A 24,872-nucleotide genomic window follows, 5' to 3' on the forward strand; every position below is an offset into this window, starting at 1 on the left:
CAGCAATGATCCCTGGTGAATATCAGATCTCAACGGGAACTATCGCGATCAATCCGGGCCGGACAACCCGCACGATCGTAGTGGAAAATCATGGCGACCGCCCCATCCAGGTGGGATCGCACTATCACTTTTACGAAGTCAATCCGGCGCTACATTTTAACCGTCAGTCCGCACGTGGTTTTCGCCTGAATATTGCTGCGGGTACCGCAGTACGTTTCGAACCCGGACAAAAGCGGGAAGTCGAACTGGTGCGTGTGGCCGGTGCACAGCGGATCGTGGGCTTTCGCGGTGAAGTCATGGGTGCACTGGAGGCAGACAATGAGTGAACTGTCCCGGCAGGCTTACGTTGACATGTTTGGCCCGACAACCGGCGATAAAGTACGGCTGGCAGATACGGAACTGTGGATCGAAGTAGAAAAAGACTTCACCACCTACGGCGAAGAGATCAAATTCGGCGGCGGAAAAGTGATCCGCGACGGTATGGGTCAGGGTCAAATGCGCGCGCAAGCGTGTGTGGATCTGGTGATAACCAACGCGCTGATCGTCGATCACTGGGGGATCGTTAAAGCGGATATTGGCATCAAGAACGGCAGGATCTTCGCCATTGGTAAAGCAGGTAACCCGGACATTCAACCTGACGTCACGATCCCTGTCGGCGTTGGCACAGAAGCGATCGCCGGAGAAGGTAAGATCGTCACCGCTGGCGGTGTGGACACCCATATTCACTGGATCTGCCCGCAGCAGGCGCAAGAAGCACTGGTATCTGGCGTGACGACAATGATCGGCGGCGGCACGGGACCGGCGGCAGGAACCCATGCCACCACCTGTACGCCAGGTCCATGGTATATCGCCCGTATGCTCCAGGCGGCTGATGCGCTGCCGGTCAATATCGGTCTGTTGGGCAAGGGCAATGGATCGAATCCCGACACGTTACGCGAACAAGTCGCTGCGGGTGCAATTGGCCTGAAGATCCACGAAGACTGGGGTGCCACCCCGGCAGCTATCGACTGCGCACTGACCGTCGCTGATGAAATGGACATTCAGGTCGCGTTGCACAGTGACACGTTGAATGAGTCTGGCTTCGTCGAAGATACGCTGGCGGCAATTGGCGATCGCACTATTCATACCTTCCACACCGAAGGGGCGGGGGGTGGCCATGCGCCAGACATCATCACCGCCTGCGCACACGCTAATATACTGCCCTCTTCTACCAACCCAACGCTGCCTTACACCGTCAACACCATCGACGAGCACCTCGATATGTTAATGGTCTGCCACCACCTCGACCCGGATATCGCTGAGGACGTGGCTTTTGCCGAATCGCGTATTCGTCGGGAAACAATCGCCGCCGAAGATGTGCTGCACGATATTGGCGCATTTTCCCTGACCTCATCTGATTCTCAGGCCATGGGGCGTGTGGGTGAAGTGATCCTGCGTACCTGGCAAGTGGCGCATCGCATGAAGGTCCAGCGCGGTCCGTTGGCGGAAGAAACCGGCGATAACGATAACCAACGCGTTAAACGCTATATCGCCAAATACACCATCAATCCGGCGCTAACCCACGGTATCGCCCACGAAGTCGGTTCCATTGAGGTTGGCAAACTGGCTGACCTGGTGCTGTGGTCACCGGCATTCTTTGGCGTAAAACCGGCAACGATCGTTAAGGGCGGGATGATTGCCTGCGCGCCGATGGGCGATATCAACGCCTCGATCCCGACTCCGCAGCCGGTGCATTACCGCATGATGTTTGGCGCGCTTGGCGCGGCGCGGCATCACAGTCGTCTGACATTTATCTCTCAGGCTGCTGATGCGCTAAGCCTCCCGCTACAGCTCAATCTGCAAAGTGCCATCGCTGTCGTTAAGGGGTGCCGGACGGTGAAAAAAGCCGACATGATCCACAACAGCCTACAGCCCAATATCACCGTCGATGCCCAAACCTACGAGGTGCGTATTGATGGCGAACTTATCACCAGCGAACCGGCAGATGTGTTGCCGATGGCGCAACGCTATTTCCTGTTTTAAGGAGTGATGATGATCTACCTGACCCAACGCCTTAACCACGCCCATCCTGTCACTGCAAGCGTCACGCTGCCCATTGATATTCGGGTAAAAAGTCGCGCCAGAGTCGCGTTGAACGACGGCCGCGAAGCCGGGCTGATGCTACCGCGAGGCTTACTGTTGCGCGGCGGCGATCTGCTGACCAACGACGAAGGCAGCGAAGTCATCGAAGTCATCGCCGCGCCGGAGTCGCTTTCTGTCGTGCGCTGCGCCGATCCTTTCCTGCTCGCTAAAGCCTGTTATCACCTCGGCAACCGCCACGTTCCTCTGCAAATCCTGCCCACTGAATTGCGCTACCACCACGATCATGTGCTGGACGATATGCTGCGCCAGTTAAACCTTGAGGTCACGTTCGCCCAGTTGCCGTTTGAACCGGAAGCAGGCGCTTATGCCAGCGAGTCACACGGCCATCATCACGGTCATGCGCACTGATGCATAACACCCAACAACTGCGCCTGATGCAACTCGCCAGCGGCAGTTTACCGGTCGGGGCGTTTACCTGGTCCCAGGGCCTGGAGTGGGCGGTCGAAATCGGCTGGGTGACAAGCGTCGATGACTTCTCTGACTGGCAAATCCAGCAGATGGAACAGAACTTTTTTACCGTCGACCTGCCGCTACTGGCGAGACTTTATCGTGCCTGCGAGCAGGACGATCGTACGGCGGCACATCGCTGGACGGCATGGTTATTGGCCTGCCGGGAAACCCGCGAACTGCGGGATGAAGAACGCAGTCGGGGCGCCGCTTTTACGCGCCTGGTCACCGACTGGGAGCCCGATTGTTCCCCGCAATGGCGTGCGCTCTTTAGTGAAAGCCAGCTCTGCGGCATGGCCTGGCTGGGCGTACGCTGGAAAATCCCGCTGACAGAGCTGGCGTTAAGCTTCGGCTACAGCTGGATTGAAAGTGCGGTGATGGCCGGCGTCAAACTGGTTCCCTTTGGTCAGCAGGCGGCGCAGCGCTTGATTATCTCGCTTTGCGATCGCTATGCGCAGGGTCTGGCACAGGCACTGGCTTGCCCAGACATTGGTCTCGGCTCCTCTACGCCACTGGCCGCCATCGCCTCTGCCCGGCACGAAACGCAATATTCCCGACTATTCCGCTCCTGAGGAGAAAACATGAATACACACAAACATCCCCTGCGCGTGGGCGTAGGCGGCCCGGTGGGTTCCGGAAAAACCGCGCTACTGGAGGCACTATGCAAAGCCATGCGCCACACCTGGCAACTTGCCGTCGTGACCAACGATATCTACACCAAAGAAGATCAGCGCATTCTCACCGAGGCTGGCGCACTGGAGCCTGAACGGATTGTCGGCGTGGAAACCGGCGGCTGTCCACATACCGCAATACGTGAAGATGCGTCAATGAACCTGGCGGCAGTAGAAGCACTGAGCGACAAATTCGGTAATCTGGATCTGATCTTCGTGGAAAGCGGCGGCGATAACCTGAGCGCCACCTTTAGTCCGGAACTGGCCGATCTGACGATCTACGTGATCGACGTTGCCGAGGGCGAAAAGATCCCGCGCAAAGGTGGTCCGGGGATCACAAAGTCTGATTTTCTGGTGATCAACAAAACCGATCTGGCGCCCTACGTCGGTGCCTCGCTGGAGGTTATGGAACGCGATACCCTGCGCATGCGCGGCGAGCGGCCATGGACGTTCAGCAACTTAAAATCCGGAGAGGGTCTGGAAACAATTATCGCGTTTCTGGAAGAGAAGGGAATGCTGCGGATGTAGCGTATTGCCCGGTGGCGCTATGCTTACCGGGCCTACGATTATTGTGTGCTTATGCTGCCGGTAATTCCGCCAGCGGCCAGCGTGGACGCACCGTCACGCCAAGATCGGCTGTCGCGCCCGCTTTAAAACGCACCATGCCGGCATAGGCGATCATTGCCCCGTTGTCGGTGCAAAATTCCGGACGCGCGTAGAACACTTCGCCACGGCGTTTTTGCATCATCTCGGCCAGTTTTGCACGCAGCGTACGGTTCGCACTGACGCCCCCCGCCATCACCAGACGTTTAAAACCGGTTTGATCCAGTGCGCGCTTGCACTTGATCATCAGCGTATCGACCACCGCATCTTCAAAGGCTCGGGCGATATCTGCGCGGGTCTGATCGTCATTTTCGTTATTACGAATGGTATTTGCAGCAAACGTTTTCAGACCAGAGAAGCTGAAATCCAGCCCCGGGCGGTCAGTCATTGGACGCGGGAAGACAAAACGCTTTTCGACGCCCTGTGATGCCAATTTTGACAGCATTGGACCGCCAGGATAATCCAGCCCCAGCAGCTTGGCTGTTTTATCGAATGCTTCACCTGCCGCATCATCAATCGATTCGCCCAGCAGTTCATACTGGCCAATTCCGGTGACGCTAATCAGCTGTGTATGACCGCCGGAGACCAGCAGCGCGACAAACGGGAATGCAGGCGGATTTTCTTCCAGCATTGGGGCTAACAGATGGCCTTCCATGTGGTGTACTGGAATTGCTGGAACGCCCCAGGCAAATGCCAGCGAACGCCCCACAGTTGCGCCGACCAACAGCGCACCAACCAGACCAGGACCTGCGGTATAGGCTACCGCGTCAATCTCTTTGGCCGTCAGTCCCGCCTCTTTCAGCGCGGCCTGGATCAGCGGTACGGTCTTACGCACATGATCGCGCGAAGCCAGTTCTGGCACCACGCCGCCGTAGTCAGCATGTAATTTCACCTGACTATACAATTGGTTGGCTAAAAGACCTTTTTCATCGTCGTAAATGGCGATGCCGGTTTCATCGCAGGATGTTTCAATGCCCAATACACGCATGACTTGTTTTACCTCGCTCTATTACCGCGCAGTGTAGGACCAATGCGGGTTGATGTAAAACTTTGTTCGCCCCAGGAGTTCCGCTCGTGTATACTCCTTGTCCTTATAAAAGTCCCTTTCAAAATCGCGTCGGTGCTTTACAAAGCAGCAGCAATTGCAGTAAAATTCCGCACCATTTTGAAATAAGCTGGCGTTGATGCCAGCGGCAAACCGAATTTATTAAAGGTGAGAGTTACATGCCGGTAATTAAAGTACGTGAAAACGAGCCGTTCGACGTAGCACTGCGTCGCTTCAAGCGTTCATGCGAAAAAGCAGGTGTTCTGGCGGAAGTTCGTCGTCGTGAGTTCTATGAAAAACCGACTACCGAACGTAAGCGCGCTAAAGCTTCTGCTGTGAAACGTCACGCGAAGAAACTGGCTCGCGAAAACGCACGCCGTACTCGTCTGTACTAATCCATTGAGAGCCAACGCTCTCAATTCAGACCGAGTTGTAGTTGTAAGGCCGTGCTTCCGGAAGGAATGCGCGGCTTATTTTCGTTTATACACGTCATCATTCAAGCTGCCTCAGTGTTGGCTGCAGTCGCTCACCCCAGTCACGTACTGCTGTACGCTCCTGAGGATTCGCTTCCTTGCCGCCTTGATGCATCCTGAATGATTTTGTGTATATGAGTCATCAAAAAACAGGGGCTTATGGCTGGACGAATTCCTCGCGTTTTTATCAATGACCTGCTGGCAAGAACCGACATCGTCGATCTCATCGACGCGCGGGTAAAGCTGAAAAAGCAGGGCAAAAATTATCACGCGTGCTGTCCGTTCCATAACGAAAAAACCCCCTCTTTCACCGTAAACGGTGAAAAACAGTTTTATCACTGCTTTGGGTGTGGTGCACACGGCAACGCCGTCGACTTTCTCATGAACTACGACAAGCTCGAGTTCGTGGAAACCGTCGAAGAACTGGCCGCAATGCACAACTTAGAAGTGCCCTATGAAGCAGGCAGTGGCCCCAGTCAGATAGAGCGCCATCAACGGCAAAGTCTTTATCAATTGATGGACGGCCTGAACACTTTTTATCAACAGTCTTTGATGCAACCCGCCGCTACCCCTGCGCGCCAGTACCTGGAAAAGCGAGGATTAAGTAGCGACGTTATCACCCGTTTTGCCATTGGTTTTGCGCCCCCTGGTTGGGACAACGTCCTGAAACGGTTTGGCGGCAATGCTGAGAATCGCAAATCGCTGGTCGATGCGGGGATGTTGGTCACCAACGATCAGGGACGCAGTTACGATCGCTTCCGCGAACGGGTGATGTTCCCCATTCGTGATAAACGTGGTCGGGTCATTGGTTTTGGTGGACGTGTGCTGGGCGATGCCCTGCCGAAGTACCTGAACTCCCCGGAAACCGATATTTTCCATAAAGGCCGTCAGTTGTATGGCCTTTATGAAGCCCAACAGGATAACGCCGATCCGCAGCGTCTGTTAGTGGTCGAAGGCTATATGGATGTGGTCGCCCTGGCACAGTACGGCATTAACTACGCCGTGGCATCCCTTGGGACGTCAACCACCGCCGATCACATTCAGCTGTTGTTCCGTGCAACGAACAACGTCATCTGCTGCTACGACGGCGACCGCGCCGGGCGCGATGCAGCATGGCGCGCGCTGGAAACCGCACTGCCTTATATGACAGACGGCCGCCAGCTACGTTTTATGTTTTTACCTGACGGTGAAGACCCCGATACGCTGGTGCGTAAAGAAGGGAAAGAGGCCTTTGAAGCCCGGATGGAGCAGGCGCTGCCGCTCTCCGCGTTTTTATTTAACAGCCTGTTACCGCAGGTCGATTTGAGTACCCCGGACGGACGCGCACAGCTCAGCACGCTAGCATTGCCGCTGATTACTCAGGTACCGGGCGAAACGTTACGCATTTATCTGCGACAGGAGTTAGGGAACAAGCTCGGCATCCTGGATGACAGCCAGCTTGAACGTTTAATGCCAAAACTGGCAGAAAATGGGGCTTCCCGCCCTGTTCCACAGCTAAAACGTACGACCATGCGTATACTTATAGGGTTACTGGTGCAAAACCCGGATTTGGCCCCGCTGGTTCCGTCGTTAGGCGCTCTGGATCAAAATAAGCTACCTGGACTTGGCTTATTCAGAGAACTGGTCAACACTTGTCTGTCTCAGCCAGGTCTGACCACCGGACAACTTTTAGAGCACTATCGCGGTACAAATGATGCTGCGACCCTTGAAAAACTGTCGATGTGGGACGATATAGCAGATAAAGATATCGCAGAAAAAACCTTCACCGACTCACTCAACCATATGTTTGATTCGATGCTTGAACTGCGCCAGGAAGAGTTGATAGCTCGTGAGCGCACACACGGTTTAAGCAGCGAAGAACGCCGGGAACTCTGGACGCTGAACCAGGAACTGGCCAAGAAATAGCTGAAAGACAAAAGTATTTAACGGCTTAACTGCCGAATATCGATCGGGAAGCCCCCGACAGCCGCACGGAGAGGCAGCGGCAAAATATAAGTATGCCCTCGTTTTGCCGTTGGCGGTTTTACCGCCCAACACCAATCAAACGAATTAAGTGTGGATACCGTCTTATGGAGCAAAACCCGCAGTCACAGCTGAAGCTTCTTGTCCAACGTGGTAAGGAGCAAGGCTATCTGACCTATGCCGAGGTCAATGACCATCTGCCGGAAGATATCGTCGATTCAGATCAAATCGAAGACATCATCCAAATGATCAATGACATGGGTATTCAGGTGATGGAAGAAGCACCGGATGCCGATGATCTGCTGCTTGCTGAAACCTCCAACAGCACCGATGAAGACGCGGAAGAAGCGGCTGCCCAGGTTCTGTCCAGCGTTGAGTCCGAAATCGGTCGTACAACTGACCCGGTCCGCATGTACATGCGTGAAATGGGTACCGTTGAACTGTTAACCCGTGAAGGCGAAATTGACATCGCTAAGCGCATCGAAGACGGGATTAACCAGGTTCAATGCTCCGTTGCCGAATACCCGGAAGCCATCACCTATCTGCTTGAGCAATACGATCGCGTAGAAGCTGAAGAAGCACGCCTTTCCGATCTGATAACCGGCTTTGTCGATCCGAACGCAGAAGAAGACATGGCGCCAACCGCGACCCACGTCGGCTCTGAACTTTCTCAGGAAGAGATGGATGATGACGAAGACGAAGATGAAGAAGACGGCGACGACGACAGCAGCGACGACGACAACAGCATCGACCCTGAATTAGCGCGCGAGAAATTCGGTGAACTGCGTACTCAGTACGAAATCACCCGCGACACTATCAAAGCGAAAGGCCGCAGCCATGCAGCCGCGCAGGAAGAAATTCAGAAGCTTTCTGAAGTATTCAAGCAGTTCCGCCTGGTGCCAAAACAGTTCGACTACCTGGTCAACAGCATGCGCGTCATGATGGACCGCGTGCGTACTCAGGAACGTCTGATCATGAAGCTCTGCGTTGAGCAGTGCAAAATGCCGAAGAAGAACTTCATCACTCTGTTCACTGGCAACGAAACCAGCGAAACCTGGTTCAACGCGGCAATCGCGATGAACAAACCGTGGTCTGAAAAACTGCACGATGTGGCAGATGATGTTCACCGCGGCCTGCAGAAACTGCAGCAAATTGAAGAAGAAACCGGCCTGACCATCGAGCAGGTTAAAGACATCAACCGTCGTATGTCCATCGGTGAAGCGAAAGCCCGCCGTGCGAAAAAAGAGATGGTTGAAGCAAACTTACGTCTGGTTATCTCCATCGCGAAGAAATACACCAACCGTGGTCTGCAGTTCCTGGATCTGATTCAGGAAGGCAACATCGGTCTGATGAAAGCGGTTGATAAGTTTGAATACCGTCGTGGTTACAAGTTCTCCACCTATGCAACCTGGTGGATCCGTCAGGCGATCACCCGTTCGATCGCGGATCAGGCGCGTACCATCCGTATCCCGGTACATATGATTGAGACCATCAACAAGCTCAACCGTATCTCCCGCCAGATGCTGCAAGAGATGGGTCGCGAACCAACGCCGGAAGAACTGGCTGAACGTATGCTGATGCCGGAAGACAAGATCCGTAAAGTGCTGAAGATCGCGAAAGAGCCTATCTCCATGGAAACGCCGATCGGCGACGATGAAGATTCGCATCTGGGTGATTTCATCGAGGATACCACCCTCGAGCTGCCGCTGGACTCTGCCACCACCGAGAGCCTGCGTGCTGCAACGCACGACGTTCTGGCTGGACTTACAGCGCGTGAAGCGAAAGTTCTGCGTATGCGTTTCGGTATCGATATGAACACCGACCACACGCTGGAAGAAGTCGGTAAACAGTTCGACGTTACCCGCGAACGTATCCGTCAGATCGAAGCGAAGGCGTTGCGTAAACTGCGTCACCCGAGCCGTTCTGAAGTACTGCGCAGCTTCCTCGACGATTAATCTCAAGGTTTAAAACGTGAAAAAGCTCCCTCATGGGAGCTTTTTTTTCGCCTGTCAATCTAAGCATTCCCGGCGGCGCTACGCTTGGCCGGGCTACCCGTAGGCCGGATAAGGCGTTTACGCCGCCATCCGGCAATTTGCGCGGGTTCTTCCGGATGGCAGCTTCACTTATCCACCCTACAAGCCGCGCGCCTTTAACGCCACATCCACTTCCCGATACGCCTCCACTAACTTATCCAGCGTAATACGGCTTAACCCACTGGGGTTCGGCAATACCCAAATCTGCGTCGCACCAATCGTCAGTGTCTGTTTCCCCCACTGCGCGCCACGTTGACTGAACCCCTGCTCAAATGCCTGTTTCCCGAGGATTGCGAGCGCTGCGGGTTGGAACTCTTCCATCTTCTCGATGAGCTTACGGCCACCGCTACGCATCTCCTGTAGCTTTACCTCATTGGCTTGCACCGTTGGCCTGTCGACGAATTTGGTGACGCCACAGCGGAAATCCAGTAGGTGTTGCGCCTCTTCCGGCTTTAGCTGGCGTTCGGTAAATCCCGCCTGATGGATAACCTTCCAGAAGCGGTTAGCCGGATGCGCGAATGGGAAGCCGGTCCCCGCAGAAGACAGCCCCGGATTGATGCCGCAGAAAACCACCCGCAGCCCCGGCGCCAGTATGTCCTTAACCATATTCACTCCACACAATACATCAGGGAACAAGTATAACGGACTGAAAATACATTGTTTATAAAAACAGCATCCGTACGCTTATGTCTGGATTGCAACGCGGAGTTACTTTATAATCCACCGCCACGGCCCCTTAGCTCAGTGGTTAGAGCAGGCGACTCATAATCGCTTGGTCGCTGGTTCAAGTCCAGCAGGGGCCACCAAATTTCAAGGGCTTGCGAGAAATTGCAGGTCCTTTTTAGTACCGATTATTCCTCTCATAAGTTACCCTCCCAGTGTTTATGCATTTCAGCTAATGCCATCTGGCCGATATTAATCTTCCCCTCAACCTCCGATAATCGTCGCCCAAAAATCAGGAGGTAAAATATGACGCTAAAACCAGGTGAGAACTCCGGTAACAACGGAGGTATCTATGTGGAGGTCGGGCCACGTGGTGGGGTAAAAGATAACTTTGCCACTATCGCGGACAACAAAACCGCGCCACCAACGCAAAGTCCTAAAAGCCACTGGGTGCTGGCAAAAAGAACACCCAACAGTAAACGTAAGTAAGAGCAATCGGCGCCACTACAGTTGGCGCCTACTGCTCACAACACGTCCGGTGCTTTGCCGCCTGGCAAGCATTGCGCAAGATGTTCAGTGAGGAAATCGATGCAGGTTTTGATACGATCAGAGCTTGATGAACGCCGGGTATATACAGCCCAGATATTCGCTTCCTGATACCACTGGGGCAACACGTGAACCAGTTCACCGCGTTCAAGATACTGCGCAACATCCCATTCCGACCGCAATGTAATGCCATGACCTTTCAGTGCCCAAATGAGCACCACGCTGCCACTGTTGGAAGAATGAAAACCGTTTAGCCGGCAATGTGTCTGCTGCCCGCCATCCGTTAATATCCAGTTGCCAAATGCCGAGTTTTTTTCCTGAATTATCAGGCAATCATGTTGCACAAGTGCACTCACAGACTCCGGTTTACCGTGGCGTTCGAGATACTCAGGGGAAGCACAAAGGATCCGGCGATTAGTGGCCAACTGCCGTGCGATATACAATTCATTGATGTCATCCCCAACACGAATCTCAATATCGACGCCCTCCTCCACAAGATCCACTTCACGATCCGTTAGCGTGAGTTTTACCGTGATATCAGGGTAGGCGATCATAAATGACGACAGCGCCTCTGCGACATATTTATGCCCAAAACCAAATGAGCAGTTGAGGGTGATATTACCTGCCAGCACGCCACGTTGATTATCCAGACGACTGACAAAGCCATCCATTTCACTGACGACCTGCATCGCCCCATCCAGCGCATTTTCGCCTTCCGGTGTGAGACGCATCACTCTGTTATTACGGAAAAAAAGCCGGACGTTGAGGCATTTTTCAAGGATAGCGATGCGTTTGCTGATATAGGAGGGGGATAGCCCCAGCTCCAGCGCAGCCCGGGCAAATCCACCGTTGCGGGCAACGGTGACAAAAACGAAAAGATCTTCAACAGAAGGCCAGCCCTCAAGGGGCTGGCGATGCTTTTTACCTACAGGCGTCGTTTTCATAACATCGCAGCGAGATGACGGAAAATGACAATGTTATAACACCGATCGCAAAAATGACTGCAGTTTCTGCATGAAGATCTCTGGGATCTCCTCTTGCGGAGAATGCCCGCAAGGCAATGCTTCTCCCTGCACGCGCATCGCTTTTTCTCTCCAGGTGTCCACCACATCATACAACTGCCCTACCGTACCCTGAGCCCCCCATAGCAACAGTAGCGGACACTCAATACGCGCAGACGCATCCACAGCATCGTCTTCAAGATCAATCGATGCCGCGGCACGATAATCTTCGCAGACCGCATGGATCATCTCTGGATTTTGGTAACAGCGCAGGTATTCATTGAACGCATCTTCTGATGTCGCCCCCGCAGTTTTCAACTGACCTGCAATATGCTTACGCAGAAAAAATGCCGGATCGTGCGCGATCATTGTTTCCGGTAATGGAAAAGGTTGGATCAGGAAAAACCACCAAAAATAGCGCGTGGCAAACGCCTTATTGGTTAATGCGTACATTGTAGCTGTCGGGGCTATGTCGATGAACGTGCAACACGTCACACTGTCAGGATAATCAAGGGCCAGCCGATGTCCAACCCGTCCTCCACGATCATGCCCGACAAAAGCGAACCGCGGATAACCCAGAATCTCCATCAGCATGACAATATCCTGCGCCATCATACGCTTTGAATAAGTACGATGCGCCGGATCACTCACTGGTTTGTCGCTGTCTCCATAGCCCCGCAAATCCGGCAAAATCACCGTGTGGCTTTTCGCCAATTCCGGCGCGACTTTACGCCATGTGATGTGGTTCTGCGGATGGCCATGTAAGAGCACCAACGGTGAACCGTTTCCTCCGATGGCGACCCGGATGGTTAAACCATTTGGCAGCCGTACATCCTTTAATGCAAACCCAGGAATGAACGGAGAAGCGCCGCATTCAATAACTGTACTCATCACTGTCTCCTGCCTTCTTTGCTTGCCCGACTTTGCCCCGTCTCATCGCCATCTCTTTTCTTAGCCACGTGCGGATACCGGACGCTTTAACCATGGGCGCCGCGCATAATGCTGCGCCTCAAAATTTTCGATCTCTGGCAGATATTGCAGTGTCCAGGCAATCGCATCTTCGCCAGCGGCCAACATCTCTCGTTTGAGTTCACTAATGACAAAAGGAAGTGTTTCATCTGCTGTCACAATCTCGCAGCGTTCAAGAGAAACCGTGATCAGATTGCTGTCAGCCTTCGCAGCTAACCGTGCCAGACGAGCCAGAGACGCGTCATCCAAAGAGATTGTCAGGATCCCGTTGCGCTGGCAGTTATCATCAAAAATCCCGGCGAAAGTGGAACCTAACAGCGCCCGGATGCCCAACTGTTTTAATCCCCAAACGGCATGTTCGCGGCTCGATCCGCAGCCAAAGTTGGGGCCGACCAGCAAAAACGTCGCGTCCTGCCAGCCCGGCATATTGAGAATAAAATCAGGATTAGGCTGACCATTGCCCAGGAAACGACGATCGAAAAACACCCCTTTATTCAACCCCTGACGATCGATCCCTTTCAGGAACTGCTTCGGCATAATCACATCGGTGTCGATGTTCGGTTCCAGCATTGGCGCAATTCGCCCGCTAATTTGCTTAAACGTATCCATCTCATTCCCCCGCCTGAAGTAATGTCCGAACATCGACCAGATGCCCTGCTACCGCTGCTGCCGCGACCATCGCCGGGCTCATTAAATGCGTTCTTGCCCCTGCACCCTGCCGCCCAGGGAAATTACGGTTCGTACCCGATGCGCAGCGATCGCCTGCTGCCAGCACGTCCTCGTTCATCGCAAGGCACATTGAGCAACCCGACTGACGCCATTCAAAACCAGCGTCAATGAAGATTTTCGCCAGCCCCTCGTCTTCCGCCTGGCACCGGACCTGCGTTGAACCGGGCACAATAATCCCGCGCACATGGCTGGCAATTTTGCGTCCTGCCACGACTTTCGCGACGGCCCGCAGATCTTCAATGCGGCCATTCGTGCATGAGCCAATAAAAGCGTGCGAAATACGAATGTCACTCACCGGCGTACCGGGCAGCAGATCCATATACTGGAGAGCTTTCTCAAGCGCGAGACGTTTAAGTGGATGCGTTTCATGTTCCGGGGATGGAACATAGCCGGTGATCGCACAGGTTTGATCCGGGCTGATCCCCCAGGTCACTTTAGGCTCAAGATCGAGACAGTCGATCGTCACGGTCTTATCAAAAACCGCATCTGCATCACTTTTCAACTGCGACCACTCCAGCAATGCCAGTTGCCAGAGTTCACCTGCGGGCATTTGCGGCTTCCCGTAGATATAGTCAAAAACCTTTGCATCCGGCGCAATAATCGCACCGCGAGCCCCTGCCTCCACAGCCATATTGCAAAGCGTCATTCGCCCCTCAACACTCAGGGCACTGATTGTTTCACCGTCGAATTCGATGGCATATCCTGTCGCACCATCTGCGCCAGTACGTTCGAGTAATGCAAGAACGATATCTTTTGCAGAACAACCAAAAGGTAATTCACCCTTAACGCTGACACGCAAGGTTTTCAGCTTACGATACACCAGCGTCTGAGTAGCCAGCAGGTGTTCGATTTCCGACGTACCGATACCAAATCCCAGAGCGCCGAACGCACCGTAAGTGGTGGTATGGCTGTCGCCAGCCGCAATCACCATTCCGGGCATGACCAGCCCTTGCTCGTGGGCAACGACATGTTCTATCCCTTGTCGTGGGTCCAGCACATCAAATAACGTGATACCAAAATCAGCGGCATTTTCCCGAAAATAATCAACCTGCAGCTGGCCGCCGGGATCCGTCATCAGCATATCGCGCTGTGGTCGGGTGGGATTAACATGATCAACATTCAGCAGAAAGGCTTCCGGATGCCGCACCGGCCGTCCCTGTTCCCTTAACCCGCTAAATGCTTGTGGACTGGTATATTCATTGAGTATCGAACGATCGATATAAAGTAAAACATGTCCTTCGTTATCAAGTTCCCGAACGGTATGCGATTCAACTAATTTTTCATACAGCGTTTTAGCAGACATAGATATATTCCTGGGGTAACGAATGGCTGAATAATGAGATATTCGTCATTGAGGCTTTTAGCTATAGTGACACATTCATAAAAAAACGATGATTCCAGTCGGGAAAGTATAAAAACACACTTCGTGTTGGTGAGCAGACGCGCCCAGAGTAGGTTGCGCTGCGATCACAACGATTTCCCAGGCACCGCTGGCCTGACTATGTTCATATTTTTATTGTGCCCAGAAAGACAAAACGAAATGGCGTATTTAATGAAATGGAGATCGTCAGAGGTGAACCAGATAATAAAAACGTGGTTATTCTTAAGATATAGAGTTAGCCACGCGTTTTAAACGCACCAGGTTGGCTATCGGGATTAATCAGAGTCGGGGCAGCGCTTTTGGACGCTGCCATCCCGAAGATGGAAACGTCCGTTAGCGTTTTATTCGATAGTCAGCTCACACGAGTTCTTTGAGCTGCTCCTGCATATAGGTCGAAAAATACTCTGGATTCTTGATAAGGATACGGTTACCGGAGGCAACTTTTTCTGCCCATCCGGCCACTTTTTTCGTGAACTCGGGATTCCATCCCTCCTGCTCACCCCGTGCCATCACAACTTCCGGACTCGCTGGCACACCTAAGTCATGCAAATACTTTAAGATTCCCTTAGCGGTACTTTCGTCCATTGAATGGGGTACTGACACTGAGGTGTTCATACCACCAATAAAATCCAATGCTTTCTCAATTGCTGTTGGCATGCTCTTATCCTTAAAATTAACCACGTGAGAGACACATTTATACTATGTACCCAACTCAGTCGGGATATCAAAGAGAACGTTGCCTTTATTTGATTTACCCCTCAGCTAAACGCTTGCGGCGACTGTTTTCTGCGCTATTTTTTTGCTTCCCCGGCTAAAACCAGGCCAGTAGCCACCGCATTACGCGGCCCTTCGGTCCCCCGGATATTGCCCTGTCCCGCGACGACACCGTAATGCGCCAACGCGTCGGTGATCATCTGCGGAATTTCAAAATCCAGCGATGAGCCCCCCACCAGCACGACAAAAGTGATATCACGGATGGAGCCGCCAGGTGACACCTGGCGCAATGCACGCAGGCAGTTGGTCACGAAGACCTTCTCCTTAGCTTGACGTCGCACCAGACGAATTTTTTCCAGCGAAGTCTGGTTATCCACGGGGATCAGCTCGCCGTCTTTCAGATACACCACTTTGGCAAACACCGACGGGCTGAGTGGTTCGCGGAAAAACTCCACCGCACCGTTCTCATGACGAATACTGAACAGGCTCTCTACTTTCGCCAGCGGGTATTTTTTTATTTCCTCGGCCAGAAACGGATCGCTCAGACCCAGCTCCGTCTGAATCAACAGGCTGACCATATTCCCCGCGCCGGCCAGATGTACCGCCTTTACTGCACCTTCGCTATTGATGATGGCTGCATCAGTGGAACCAGCGCCTAAATCGAGGATCGCCAGCGGCGCAGCACATCCAGGCGTCGTTAACGCGCCAGTCACGGCCATATTGGCCTCTACCCCCCCCACTTCAACAGCGGTGTTTAATCGCGCGCTCAGCTCGCTGGCAATGGCCTGCATTTGTAAACGATCGGATTTCACCATCGCCGCAATACCGACAGCATTTTCCATCGAACACTCCCCGGCGATGCCGCCCTGCACCTTACGAGGAATAAACGTATCAACTGCCAGCAAATCCTGAATATGCACCGCGTTCATATCATGCCCGGACAGCGAAGCCATCACCTTACGCACGCGTTCCAGCATACCGCCTGCATGTGTCCCCGCTTCACCGCGAATGTCACGTACAGGCGCACAGGCGCTCATCGCCTGCATAATAGCCTGCGCCCCTTGCGCCACGTCAGCCTCGCCGTCGCGCCTTTCTCCGCGGATAAAAATCTTACCCGCCGGGATCACCCTTGAGCGCACATCACCCTGCGGCGTTTTCAGCACCACGGCGGAGCGGTTACCAATCAGCGCCCTGGCAATAGGGACGATGGTTTGCGTTTCCTCCGGCGTCAGGGCAAAGAACGTGGCGATGCCGTAGGGGTTAGACAGCGCACGAACAACCTGGCCCGCGGCCGCGACTTCGACCGCCGCCAACACCCCCTCCGGCACTTTTTCCAGCAGCGTGACTTCATCAACCACCGGCATAGTTCGCCGCAGACGATTGTTCACCAGCACGCCATCATCTTTTTTCAGGATCGCCGCCACCACGTTTACGCCGCGATCCAACGCTTTGTTGATGAGCCAAACGGCTTCGAGGAAATCCATTTCCTCTCCCACCAATGGGATCCAGCCCTGTGCAAACTGTGGCTCGTTCAGCGATGCCAGTTGCTCCACGGCGATCGTAGTCCCCATCCCCACACCGACCCCGCCAGGGGTTTGCGGGTTATGACCAATCATCGTCGATTCAGTAATGATGGTTTCCGTGATCGTTTCCATCGCCACATCACCAATGACCGGTGCGGCCTCATTGATACAGATTTTCGCCACATCTTTAAGCGACCATGGCGTTTTTTCCAGCGCCTGCTGCAGGGAGGCGACCACCCCGGCAATATTGTCCCGCGTTCCTTTCATGCCCGTGGTCGCGACAATCCCGCTGGCGATAAACCGGCCATGCTGCGCCAACGCCACTTCCGTGGTGGCGTTGCCGATATCAATCCCTGCAATTAACGGCATATTCCCTCCGTCACTGGCTGCCTTTACGCAGCTTATTTCTCTGCTGATACACCTCTGCCGACTCGCGCACAAATCCGGCGTTTACCGTCGCGTGCCAGGTATGTTCCAGCTCATCAGCGATCGCCTGTAGCTCCGCGAATGAAGAGCGAAACGGACGTAGTGCGTTGTAGATTTCCAGAATGCGGGTATCCGGGATAGCAATCAGTTCCGCCGCCCGACGGAAGTTGCGCGCCACGGCGTGACGGTGCATCTGTTCGGCAATCTGCGCCTGATACTCCAGCGTTTGCTGGGAAATACGCACATCCTGCGGCCCTACATGTCCCGCCAGCACATTCTCAAGGGTGATATCGGTTAACGGTTTCCCGGTGGGGGTCAGGATTTTCTCCGGGCAGCGGGTAGCTAAAGGATAATCCTGCGCGGTCATGATGTTGTCGTTCATGGTCATTCCCTTACTAGTGCAATATGCAGCGTGACAGGCGCAGCATCCTGCACCACATGCTTGGTTTCTTTAATGTGAAACAACGCGGCTTTGGCCATAAATTTGGGGCGCACCATCTGGTCATTGACCACCGGAACCGGCGAGGGCGACTCTTTGCGTGCATAGCGCGCAGCGTTCTTTCCAATCTGACGATACGTTTCCAGCGTCAGCAGCGGGGCCTGAGAGAAGAGTTCAAGGTTACTCAGGGGCAGCAAATCACGCTGATGGATAACCGTGGTTCCCTTTGACTGAATACCAATCCCGATGCCGGAGCCACTGAGGTTCGCCGCATCCCACGCCATAAAAGAGACATCCGAGGTGCGCAGAATTCTCACCACTCGCGCATGCAGTCCCTCTTCTTCAATCCCCGCCACCAGCTCTTTCAGAATCGCGTTGTGCGGCATATCAATCAGGGTTTTATGCTGGTGCTTGCCAAAGGCCGGTCCGACGCCAATCACCACTTCGTCAGCGCGAGCGTCTGCTTTTGCCGCCTCGCCTTCACTGACCTGCAAGGTAAAAACGGGCTTACGTTCAGTTGTGCATTCCACGGTGTACCGCCTTATTCAATCGAGCTGGGCTGAACCACGCCCGCAATATTTTTAATTTCCGCCCAGCGTTCGGCACTGATGCGATAGCCGGTGCCGGGTCCCTGATAATCATTGATGTCGTTCACGGCGCTGACCACGTCGAACTGGCGATCCAGAATGGCCGATGTTTGCAGGTAATCACCGGTCACACGCTGTCTCAACATATTGAGAATATTGCTGGCGATATCTTCGAATCCGCTACCGCTTAGCGCCCCGACGATATCCAGCCCGGTAATGTTGCGCTTCATCATCTCTTCCACTGCCGCCAGATCTTCCACCACATTGCGCGCAGGCATGTCTTTGCTGCCGTGAGCATAGGTGGCAGCCTCCACTTCCTCATCACTGATTGTCGGCAGCCCCAGTTCGCGGAATACCGCCTGAATAGCCCGCGCCGCTTTGTTACGGATGGCGATGGTTTCTTCTTCGGTTACCGGGCGCAGGCCACCGTCAACCATCAGGTCACGTTGCAGTATGTTGTAATCATCGAAGTCTTCAGCATCGAAGTTAGAACCGGCAAACATGTTGTCGTAGTTGGGGACGGCGCTATAGCCAGAGAAGATAAAGTCGGTGCCGGGCAGCATCTGCATCAGGGTGCGGGCGGTACGGCGAATATCGGAGTGTGAGAAGGTCTGGTCATTGGCCGAGGCCACTTCAAGGTCGAGCATCGACGCAATCAGGTTTTCCGCCAGCACCGCGCGAATACCCGACGGCACTGCGCCCGTCATCCCGATACAACTGACCGCCCCGTTTTGCAGCCCCTGCACACCCGCGCCCTTGGTAATGAAAATGCAGCGGGATTCCAGGTACAACATCGATTTACTCTCGGAATAGCCCATCAAGGCTTCCGAACCGGTACCGGAGGTATAGCGCATCTTCAGCCCGCGGGACGCATAGGCCGAGGCGAGAAACGCTTTTGACCACGGCGTATCGTCGCCGTCAGTGAATACCGATTCCGTTCCGTAGACCGACACCGTTTCGGCGTAGCTGGTTAACCCGCGCATTCCCAGCTCCAGCTCAGTAGCCTCTTCAACGGAACATTGTGTCAGCACGCCAGGACGACCGCACTGAGAACCGACCAACAGCGCCAGGGCGTTAAACGGCGCATAGCGGGCAATCCCGACCGTCGTTTCCTGTTCTGAAAAACCACGAATCCCCGCTTCAGCGGCATCGGCGGCAATCTGCACCGGATTATCTTTCAGGTTGGTCACGTGACACTGGTTGGAGGGCGTGCGTCGGGCGCGCATTTTTTGCAGCGCCATCATCATCTCTACCACGTTCATTTTCGCCATCACCTCCACTGCTTTCGCCGGGGTGATAGCGGTGGTAATGGCAATGATCTCTTCGCGACTGACGTGGATATCTACCAGCATTCTGGCGATCGCCAAAGCGTCGAGCTGCATGGCGCGCTCGGTTTCAGCCACGTTTATCGCGTAGTCGGCAATAAAGCGGTCAATCATGTCGAACTGTGCGCGGCTCTTGCCGTCCAGTTCAACAATACGACCCTTCTCCACCTTCACAGAAGAGGCCGGATCGTAGGGACTTTCCATGGCGATCAGCCCTTCTTCCGGCCATTCGCCAATAAGCCCATCCTGATTTACAGGACGCTTTGCAAGGACTTCGAATCGTTTTGATCTTCTCATAGTTTATGGACTCAAAAGATAAAGAATAGGGACGCCAGGCTGTATCGCTGGTGCTCTACCACCCCAGCAATCGCCTTTATCAGCAATAGCCGAACTTTAAATGAGCAGGCCGATAAAAAAATAAAATTAATTACGTTCCAATTTGATACATATTTAAATGTCAGCGTTTCATATTGAAACGGTCCGCGGGAATATCCACGAAGAATTGTGACGCGCTTAAATGATCATTATCAATAAATGCCAAACACAGGAAATAAAATTAATATTTTAGAAAAATCCACACTATTGACTTAATAACGCGCCGCGAGAAAATACAGAAAACCCAATGAGAAAAAATAGCTGTAGCGCGATATTTTTTGCGACCTCAGCCCTACAACCTTGTCAGGAGATACTGTGAATAAGAGCCAACAAATCGCCACCATTACGCTGGCGGCCGCAAAGAAAATGGCGACTGCCGTCGAGGAAAAAGCGCTTAAAATCAACGTTCCAGTAGTCTTTTCCGTGGTTGACCGCGGCGGAAACACGCTACTGATGCAGCGTATGGACGAGGCGTTTGTCACCAGTTGTGATATTTCTATCAATAAAGCCTGGACCGCCTGCTGTCTGCGGCAGGGCACACATGAAATTACCGATGCAGTACAACCTGGTGCTTCTCTATATGGTTTACAGCTCACCAATCAGCAGCGAATCGTTATTTTCGGTGGCGGTTTACCTGTTATATTCGACGGACAATTAATCGGTGCCGTAGGTGTTAGTGGCGGCACTGTAGAACAAGATAGATTATTGGCCGAGACCGCACTGAATTGTTTCTCTGAATTATAATTTAAATCTAAGAAGGTATATTATGAGCTATCGTATGTTTGATTACCTTGTGCCGAATGTTAACTTTTTTGGCCCAAATGCTATTTCCGTTGTCGGCGAACGTTGCAAACTGTTAGGCGGTAAAAAAGCGCTGCTGGTCACCGATAAAGGTCTGCGGGCGATAAAAGACGGTGCAGTAGATAAAACGCTGGTACATCTGCGTGAAGCCGGGATTGAGGTGGTCGTATTTGACGGCGTAGAGCCGAACCCTAAAGACACCAACGTGCGCGACGGTCTGGAGGTATTTCGTAAAGAGCAGTGCGATATCATCGTTACCGTTGGCGGCGGTAGCCCGCATGACTGCGGTAAAGGTATCGGTATCGCGGCCACGCACGAAGGCGATCTCTACAGTTACGCCGGAATTGAAACGCTGACCAATCCGCTGCCGCCAATCGTTGCGGTCAATACCACCGCGGGTACCGCCAGCGAAGTCACCCGCCACTGCGTGCTGACCAATACCAAAACCAAAGTGAAGTTTGTGATTGTCAGCTGGCGTAACCTGCCGTCGGTTTCCATTAATGACCCGCTGCTGATGCTCGGTAAACCAGCACCACTTACCGCCGCGACCGGGATGGACGCCCTGACTCACGCCGTGGAAGCTTACATTTCCAAAGATGCTAACCCGGTCACCGATGCCGCCGCTATCCAGGCGATCCGTCTGATTGCCCGTAACTTGCGCCAGGCCGTCGCGCTGGGCAGCAACCTGAAAGCCCGTGAAAATATGGCCTATGCCTCTCTGCTGGCCGGTATGGCTTTCAACAACGCCAACCTCGGCTATGTTCATGCGATGGCACACCAGCTCGGTGGTCTGTACGACATGCCACACGGCGTGGCAAATGCGGTACTGCTGCCACACGTAGCCCGTTATAACCTCATCGCCAACCCGGAGAAATTTGCTGATATCGCTGAGTTCATGGGCGAGAACACCGACGGGCTGTCAACCATGGATGCCGCTGAGCTGGCCATTCGCGCCATCGCCCGTCTTTCCGCCGATATTGGTATTCCACAGCATTTGCAGGAGCTGGGCGTCAAAGAAGCCGATTTCCCTTACATGGCGGAAATGGCGCTGAAAGATGGCAACGCGTTCTCGAACCCGCGTAAAGGGAACGAGAAAGAGATCGCTGAAATCTTTCGTCAGGCTTTCTAATCCAAAGGGGGCGCAATGTCACTTTCATCACCGAGCGTACATCTGTTTTATCACCCACGCTGGCAGGATACCCGCGCGCTTGATGAGCTGTGCTGGGGGCTGGAAGAGCAAGGCGTCCCATGCCGGACTGTCTGTTGCGACGAGAATGACTGTGCGCTGGCCTTGAGCAAACTTGCGGCCAAAAGCTCAACGCTGCGTGTCGGTCTTGGTCTCAACGCCACGGGTGATATTGCGTTAACCCACGCCCAGTTGCCCGAGGATCGAGCGCTGGTTCGTGGTCATATCACCGCCGGAATGGCGCAGATCCGCACGCTTGGCGCCAATGCTGGTCAACTGGTCAAAGTGCTTCCTTTCAGCGAGATAAAATAAATGTACCGTATCTATACCCGCACTGGTGATAAGGGCACGACCGCGCTGTTTGGCGGCAGCCGTATCGACAAAGACGATATCCGCGTGAATGCCTATGGCACCGTGGACGAACTGATTTCCCAGCTTGGCGTCTGCTACGCCAGCACGCGCCTGACAGCGCTTCGCCAGGATTTACATACCATCCAGAAGACGCTGTTTGTGCTTGGCGCGGAACTTGCCAGTGATGAGAAGGGACTTGCTCGCTTAACACAGACGATTAGCCCCGAGGATATTCAGGCGTTGGAGCAGCTTATTGATCGCAATATGACGCAAAGCGGTCCGCTAAAAGCGTTTGTTGTTCCGGGGAAAAACCTCGCATCGGCACAGTTGCATATTGCGCGCACGCTGGCGCGTCGGCTGGAGCGACTCCTCATCGCCATGGACAGAACGTTGACGCTGCGTGATGAGCTTAAGCGTTACATCAATCGTCTGTCCGACGCCCTCTTCTCGATGGCGAGGATCGAAGAAACTACTCCAGATGTTTGCGCTTAAACTGGCTGGCATCGATGTCGTACTGTTTCATCTTGCGCCACAAGGTGGTGCGGCCAATATTCAGCAGTTGCGACATTTCCTGCACACGTCCGCTGGTGACGCGGGCGGCATGGATAATTGCTTCTTTTTCGATGGCGGTAAACGTCAGGCTGGCTGGCAGCAGCGATGATGCAGTCTCCAGGCCTGGGCGTTCCGCAAACAGATAATCCGGCAGATTACTCAGGCGAATATGGCCATTGTCGCTACTGATAGCGATATTTTCGATAATGCTGTTGAGCTCAAAATCATTGCCCGGCCACGAATAGGCAACCAGTTGTGCCAGCGCGTCATCGTCCAGCTTCAGACTGGATGAAAAGCGTTTTTTCAGGCTATTTAAGCGTGTATGAATCAGCGCCGGAATGCTGTTACGCCGTGCCCGCAGCGGTGGAATAACAATTTCAAAGGAGTGTAACGCGTAATACAGTTGGCGGCTAAAGCGGTTTTGCTCCACCAGGTTGGCGAGATCAACCGTAGTAGTGGCAATCACTTTCACATCAACTGGGATCAGGCGGCGGGCATCAAGGCGAGTCAATACGCCCTGCTTGATAACCTGCAACAACGCGGATTGCAACTCGGGTGCCAGATACTCAATTTTTTCCAGAAACAGCGTACCGCCGTTCGCCAGCTCAAGGCGGCTCAGCCGACCGTTTTCATCATCGGTTGGCGCACTGCCCATAAAATCCTGCCCCAGCACGCTGTTGGCATACAGTTGGCAGTTAACGGCGATATAAGGCCCGCTGGCACGTTCACTTTCATTGTGAATAGCCTGACTCAATAGCTCTTTACCCACCCCCTCTTCACCGCACAACAGAATAGGGAAACTCCCTCTCGCCGCCTGGCGACCAAAATGGATCAGTCGACGGGTTTCCGGGTCATCCGTCGACATCTGTTCAAAGGTGTGGCTGACTTTCCCGAGCTGGCTGGTCATCAACTGACGCATTTGTTCAACGGGATGAAGCAGCAGAATAAAGCTGTTGCCCTGTTCTTCAACGATAGGTTTCAGAGTAATAACAGCATCAACAAACTGGTGCTGGCTTTCGAAAGTCACTTCGACGTGATTCAGGCCGCGAGCATGTTTGATCGCCCGGCGCAGCAAGGTGGGCAGATTAACCAGGTCATTAATGTTTTTACCCTGGCTGGCCTGTGCATCCAGATGTAAAAGCAAAGCGGCACGGGCATTAAGAAACTGCAGAACGCCCTGCTCGTTCCATGCCATTACGCCATCATCCATGCTCTCTAACAGCCCATACATCTGATTAAGATGGCGGTTAGATTCGGCCAACAGGCTGTCGGTCAGCAAAGAGTTGCCGACTTCTCTGGCAATCGCCAGCGTCAGGGAGAGATCGGAAACGGACTCATGCTCCACCAGGCAGCACAGGGAAATGGAGCCAAACAGCCGCCCATGGTTATCAAAGACCGGGGTAGAGCAGAACGACCACGGATGCAGCGCCTGCTTAAAATGCTGATCGCCTGAGGTTTTTGTTGGCTGCCCTGGCATCGTCGCCAGCGATAGCGCACAACTGCCGATAATGCTCTCCGCACAGTAGCTACCGTCACGAAAGCCAAGTTCCGCCAGTTGTTCCACCGTCTGCGGATCGCCGCACCGGCTGAGAATACAAGCCGATTCATCCAGAATCAGCAGCGCACAGGGACGTCCATCCATAAACTCCCAGGCATCTTCCAGTGCGGCCTGTCCAATCGTCAGCAGTGCAGTCTTGCGGCGGCAAATCGACGCAAAAGTCAGTCCCTGCGCCTGATGCGGTGCCTGCCAGGTTTCCCGCTGCATAAACTTGCTGCAACGATGCCATGACTGAGCAATGACCGAAGAAACTTCCTTCCCGATGCCATGAGTGTGCGCCGTCATATCCATTTCCGCTGTTTTACCATAGACAACCCCTCCGGCAGAGACTGTCAGAGGGGGAGAAGATACTGAATAAAAGGCTTACCGA

The 24,872-nt window shown here is 53.7% G+C and carries 24 protein-coding genes, 1 tRNA gene and 1 pseudogene; 14 read left to right on the top strand and 12 right to left on the bottom strand.

The genetic code is table 11. From position 1 onward, the window contains the following. Positions 1-5 precede the first annotated feature (5 nt). Genes NNO08_RS10635 through ureG form a run of 5 tightly spaced genes read left to right on the top strand, consistent with a single transcriptional unit; the run spans position 6 to position 3,788 of the window. Positions 6-326: an urease subunit beta gene (locus NNO08_RS10635; RefSeq protein WP_271441557.1), complete on the top strand. Its 321-nt coding sequence runs from the start codon at positions 6-8 to the stop codon at positions 324-326. Then, positions 319-2,022, top strand: a complete 1,704-nt coding sequence (gene ureC, locus NNO08_RS10640; protein ID WP_271456682.1) for an urease subunit alpha — start codon at positions 319-321, stop codon at positions 2,020-2,022. The genes NNO08_RS10635 and ureC overlap by 8 nt, the downstream gene beginning before the upstream one ends. A 9-nt stretch (positions 2,023-2,031) precedes the next feature. Further along, positions 2,032-2,490 carry an urease accessory protein UreE gene (ureE, locus tag NNO08_RS10645; RefSeq protein WP_271456702.1) on the top strand — a complete coding sequence of 153 codons (459 nt, stop codon included), beginning with the start codon at positions 2,032-2,034 and terminating at the stop codon, positions 2,488-2,490. Next, positions 2,490-3,161: an urease accessory protein UreF gene (locus tag NNO08_RS10650; protein ID WP_271456683.1), complete on the top strand. Its 672-nt coding sequence runs from the start codon at positions 2,490-2,492 to the stop codon at positions 3,159-3,161. The genes ureE and NNO08_RS10650 overlap by 1 nt, the downstream gene beginning before the upstream one ends. Positions 3,162-3,170: 9 nt before the next feature. Beyond that, on the top strand, positions 3,171-3,788 hold the full coding sequence (gene ureG, locus NNO08_RS10655; RefSeq protein WP_271456684.1) for an urease accessory protein UreG: 618 nt from the start codon (positions 3,171-3,173) through the stop codon (positions 3,786-3,788). Between the two features lie 49 nt (positions 3,789-3,837). On the opposite strand, the gene tsaD is transcribed toward ureG, so the two are convergent. After that, positions 3,838-4,851, bottom strand: coding sequence for a tRNA (adenosine(37)-N6)-threonylcarbamoyltransferase complex transferase subunit TsaD (gene tsaD, locus NNO08_RS10660; RefSeq protein ID WP_038633989.1), 1,014 nt, complete (start codon positions 4,849-4,851; stop codon positions 3,838-3,840). A gap of 236 nt (positions 4,852-5,087) precedes the next feature. On the opposite strand from tsaD, the gene rpsU reads away from it, so the two are divergent. From rpsU to rpoD, 3 genes are all read left to right on the top strand, one after another. Continuing rightward, a complete protein-coding gene (gene rpsU, locus NNO08_RS10665; RefSeq protein WP_001144069.1) occupies positions 5,088-5,303 on the top strand; it encodes a 30S ribosomal protein S21 in 216 nt (71 codons plus the stop codon). Between the two features lie 237 nt (positions 5,304-5,540). Next, positions 5,541-7,286, top strand: coding sequence for a DNA primase (gene dnaG, locus NNO08_RS10670; RefSeq protein WP_271456685.1), 1,746 nt, complete (start codon positions 5,541-5,543; stop codon positions 7,284-7,286). A gap of 164 nt (positions 7,287-7,450) precedes the next feature. Then, a complete protein-coding gene (gene rpoD / locus NNO08_RS10675) occupies positions 7,451-9,298 on the top strand; it encodes an RNA polymerase sigma factor RpoD (protein ID WP_003024699.1) in 1,848 nt (615 codons plus the stop codon). A gap of 177 nt (positions 9,299-9,475) precedes the next feature. Here the strand turns inward: rpoD and mug are convergent, their stop codons facing one another. Then, positions 9,476-9,982 (bottom strand): G/U mismatch-specific DNA glycosylase, encoded by a 507-nt coding sequence (gene mug, locus NNO08_RS10680; protein WP_271456686.1) that lies wholly within the window; start codon positions 9,980-9,982, stop codon positions 9,476-9,478. Positions 9,983-10,106: 124 nt separating this feature from the next. Here mug and NNO08_RS10685 point away from each other — a divergent pair. Together NNO08_RS10685 and NNO08_RS10690 are read left to right on the top strand one after the other, a co-directional pair. Continuing rightward, a tRNA-Ile gene (locus NNO08_RS10685) sits at positions 10,107-10,182 on the top strand. A gap of 163 nt (positions 10,183-10,345) precedes the next feature. Next, positions 10,346-10,619, top strand: a pseudogene (locus NNO08_RS10690) (cytoplasmic protein). Here the strand turns inward: NNO08_RS10690 and NNO08_RS10695 are convergent. The 9 genes from NNO08_RS10695 to NNO08_RS10735 all read right to left on the bottom strand — a co-directional run bounded on the left by NNO08_RS10695 (position 10,564) and on the right by NNO08_RS10735 (position 19,976). Continuing rightward, positions 10,564-11,529 (bottom strand): LysR family transcriptional regulator, encoded by a 966-nt coding sequence (locus NNO08_RS10695; RefSeq protein WP_271456687.1) that lies wholly within the window; start codon positions 11,527-11,529, stop codon positions 10,564-10,566. The pseudogene NNO08_RS10690 and the gene NNO08_RS10695 sit on opposite strands and share 56 nt — an antisense overlap. 33 nt (positions 11,530-11,562) lie before the next feature. Then, on the bottom strand, positions 11,563-12,477 hold the full coding sequence (locus NNO08_RS10700) for an alpha/beta fold hydrolase (protein WP_271456688.1): 915 nt from the start codon (positions 12,475-12,477) through the stop codon (positions 11,563-11,565). 60 nt (positions 12,478-12,537) lie between these two features. Then, positions 12,538-13,164, bottom strand: a complete 627-nt coding sequence (gene leuD, locus NNO08_RS10705; protein ID WP_271456689.1) for a 3-isopropylmalate dehydratase small subunit — start codon at positions 13,162-13,164, stop codon at positions 12,538-12,540. A 1-nt stretch (position 13,165) separates the two neighbouring features. Continuing rightward, the gene (leuC, locus tag NNO08_RS10710) at positions 13,166-14,587 is read right to left on the bottom strand and encodes a 3-isopropylmalate dehydratase large subunit (protein ID WP_271456690.1); all 1,422 of its coding nucleotides are present in this window, start codon (positions 14,585-14,587) and stop codon (positions 13,166-13,168) included. A 435-nt stretch (positions 14,588-15,022) separates the two neighbouring features. Continuing rightward, a complete protein-coding gene (locus NNO08_RS10715; RefSeq protein WP_071887391.1) occupies positions 15,023-15,346 on the bottom strand; it encodes a DUF1889 family protein in 324 nt (107 codons plus the stop codon). A gap of 110 nt (positions 15,347-15,456) precedes the next feature. After that, positions 15,457-17,271 (bottom strand): diol dehydratase reactivase subunit alpha, encoded by a 1,815-nt coding sequence (locus tag NNO08_RS10720; RefSeq protein WP_271456691.1) that lies wholly within the window; start codon positions 17,269-17,271, stop codon positions 15,457-15,459. Positions 17,272-17,281: 10 nt separating this feature from the next. Next, positions 17,282-17,710, bottom strand: a complete 429-nt coding sequence (locus NNO08_RS10725) for a diol dehydratase small subunit (RefSeq protein ID WP_202037706.1) — start codon at positions 17,708-17,710, stop codon at positions 17,282-17,284. A 2-nt stretch (positions 17,711-17,712) separates the two neighbouring features. Then, positions 17,713-18,297 carry a propanediol/glycerol family dehydratase medium subunit gene (locus NNO08_RS10730; RefSeq protein WP_271449668.1) on the bottom strand — a complete coding sequence of 195 codons (585 nt, stop codon included), beginning with the start codon at positions 18,295-18,297 and terminating at the stop codon, positions 17,713-17,715. An 11-nt stretch (positions 18,298-18,308) separates the two neighbouring features. After that, the gene (locus NNO08_RS10735; RefSeq protein ID WP_271442458.1) at positions 18,309-19,976 is read right to left on the bottom strand and encodes a propanediol/glycerol family dehydratase large subunit; all 1,668 of its coding nucleotides are present in this window, start codon (positions 19,974-19,976) and stop codon (positions 18,309-18,311) included. Between the two features lie 393 nt (positions 19,977-20,369). Here NNO08_RS10735 and NNO08_RS10740 point away from each other — a divergent pair, with 393 nt between their 5' ends. From NNO08_RS10740 to NNO08_RS10755, 4 genes are read left to right on the top strand one after another with little or no spacing between them, the layout of a single operon-like run. Next, positions 20,370-20,798, top strand: a complete 429-nt coding sequence (locus NNO08_RS10740; protein ID WP_271456692.1) for a GlcG/HbpS family heme-binding protein — start codon at positions 20,370-20,372, stop codon at positions 20,796-20,798. Positions 20,799-20,820: 22 nt separating this feature from the next. Next, positions 20,821-21,984 (top strand): 1,3-propanediol dehydrogenase, encoded by a 1,164-nt coding sequence (gene dhaT / locus NNO08_RS10745; RefSeq protein WP_271455452.1) that lies wholly within the window; start codon positions 20,821-20,823, stop codon positions 21,982-21,984. A 15-nt stretch (positions 21,985-21,999) separates the two neighbouring features. After that, positions 22,000-22,353, top strand: coding sequence for a glycerol dehydratase reactivase beta/small subunit family protein (locus tag NNO08_RS10750; protein ID WP_271442455.1), 354 nt, complete (start codon positions 22,000-22,002; stop codon positions 22,351-22,353). Further along, complete coding sequence (locus NNO08_RS10755) at positions 22,354-22,884, top strand: cob(I)yrinic acid a,c-diamide adenosyltransferase (RefSeq protein WP_271456693.1); 531 nt, start codon at positions 22,354-22,356, stop codon at positions 22,882-22,884. Here the strand turns inward: NNO08_RS10755 and dhaR are convergent. Beyond that, complete coding sequence (gene dhaR / locus NNO08_RS10760; protein WP_271442453.1) at positions 22,862-24,787, bottom strand: dihydroxyacetone kinase operon transcriptional regulator DhaR; 1,926 nt, start codon at positions 24,785-24,787, stop codon at positions 22,862-22,864. The two genes, NNO08_RS10755 and dhaR, sit on opposite strands and share 23 nt — an antisense overlap. Positions 24,788-24,872: the final 85 nt, after the last annotated feature.

It is taken from the genome of Citrobacter sp. Igbk 17, assembly GCF_028069775.1.
Classification (GTDB): Bacteria; Pseudomonadota; Gammaproteobacteria; order Enterobacterales; family Enterobacteriaceae; genus Citrobacter.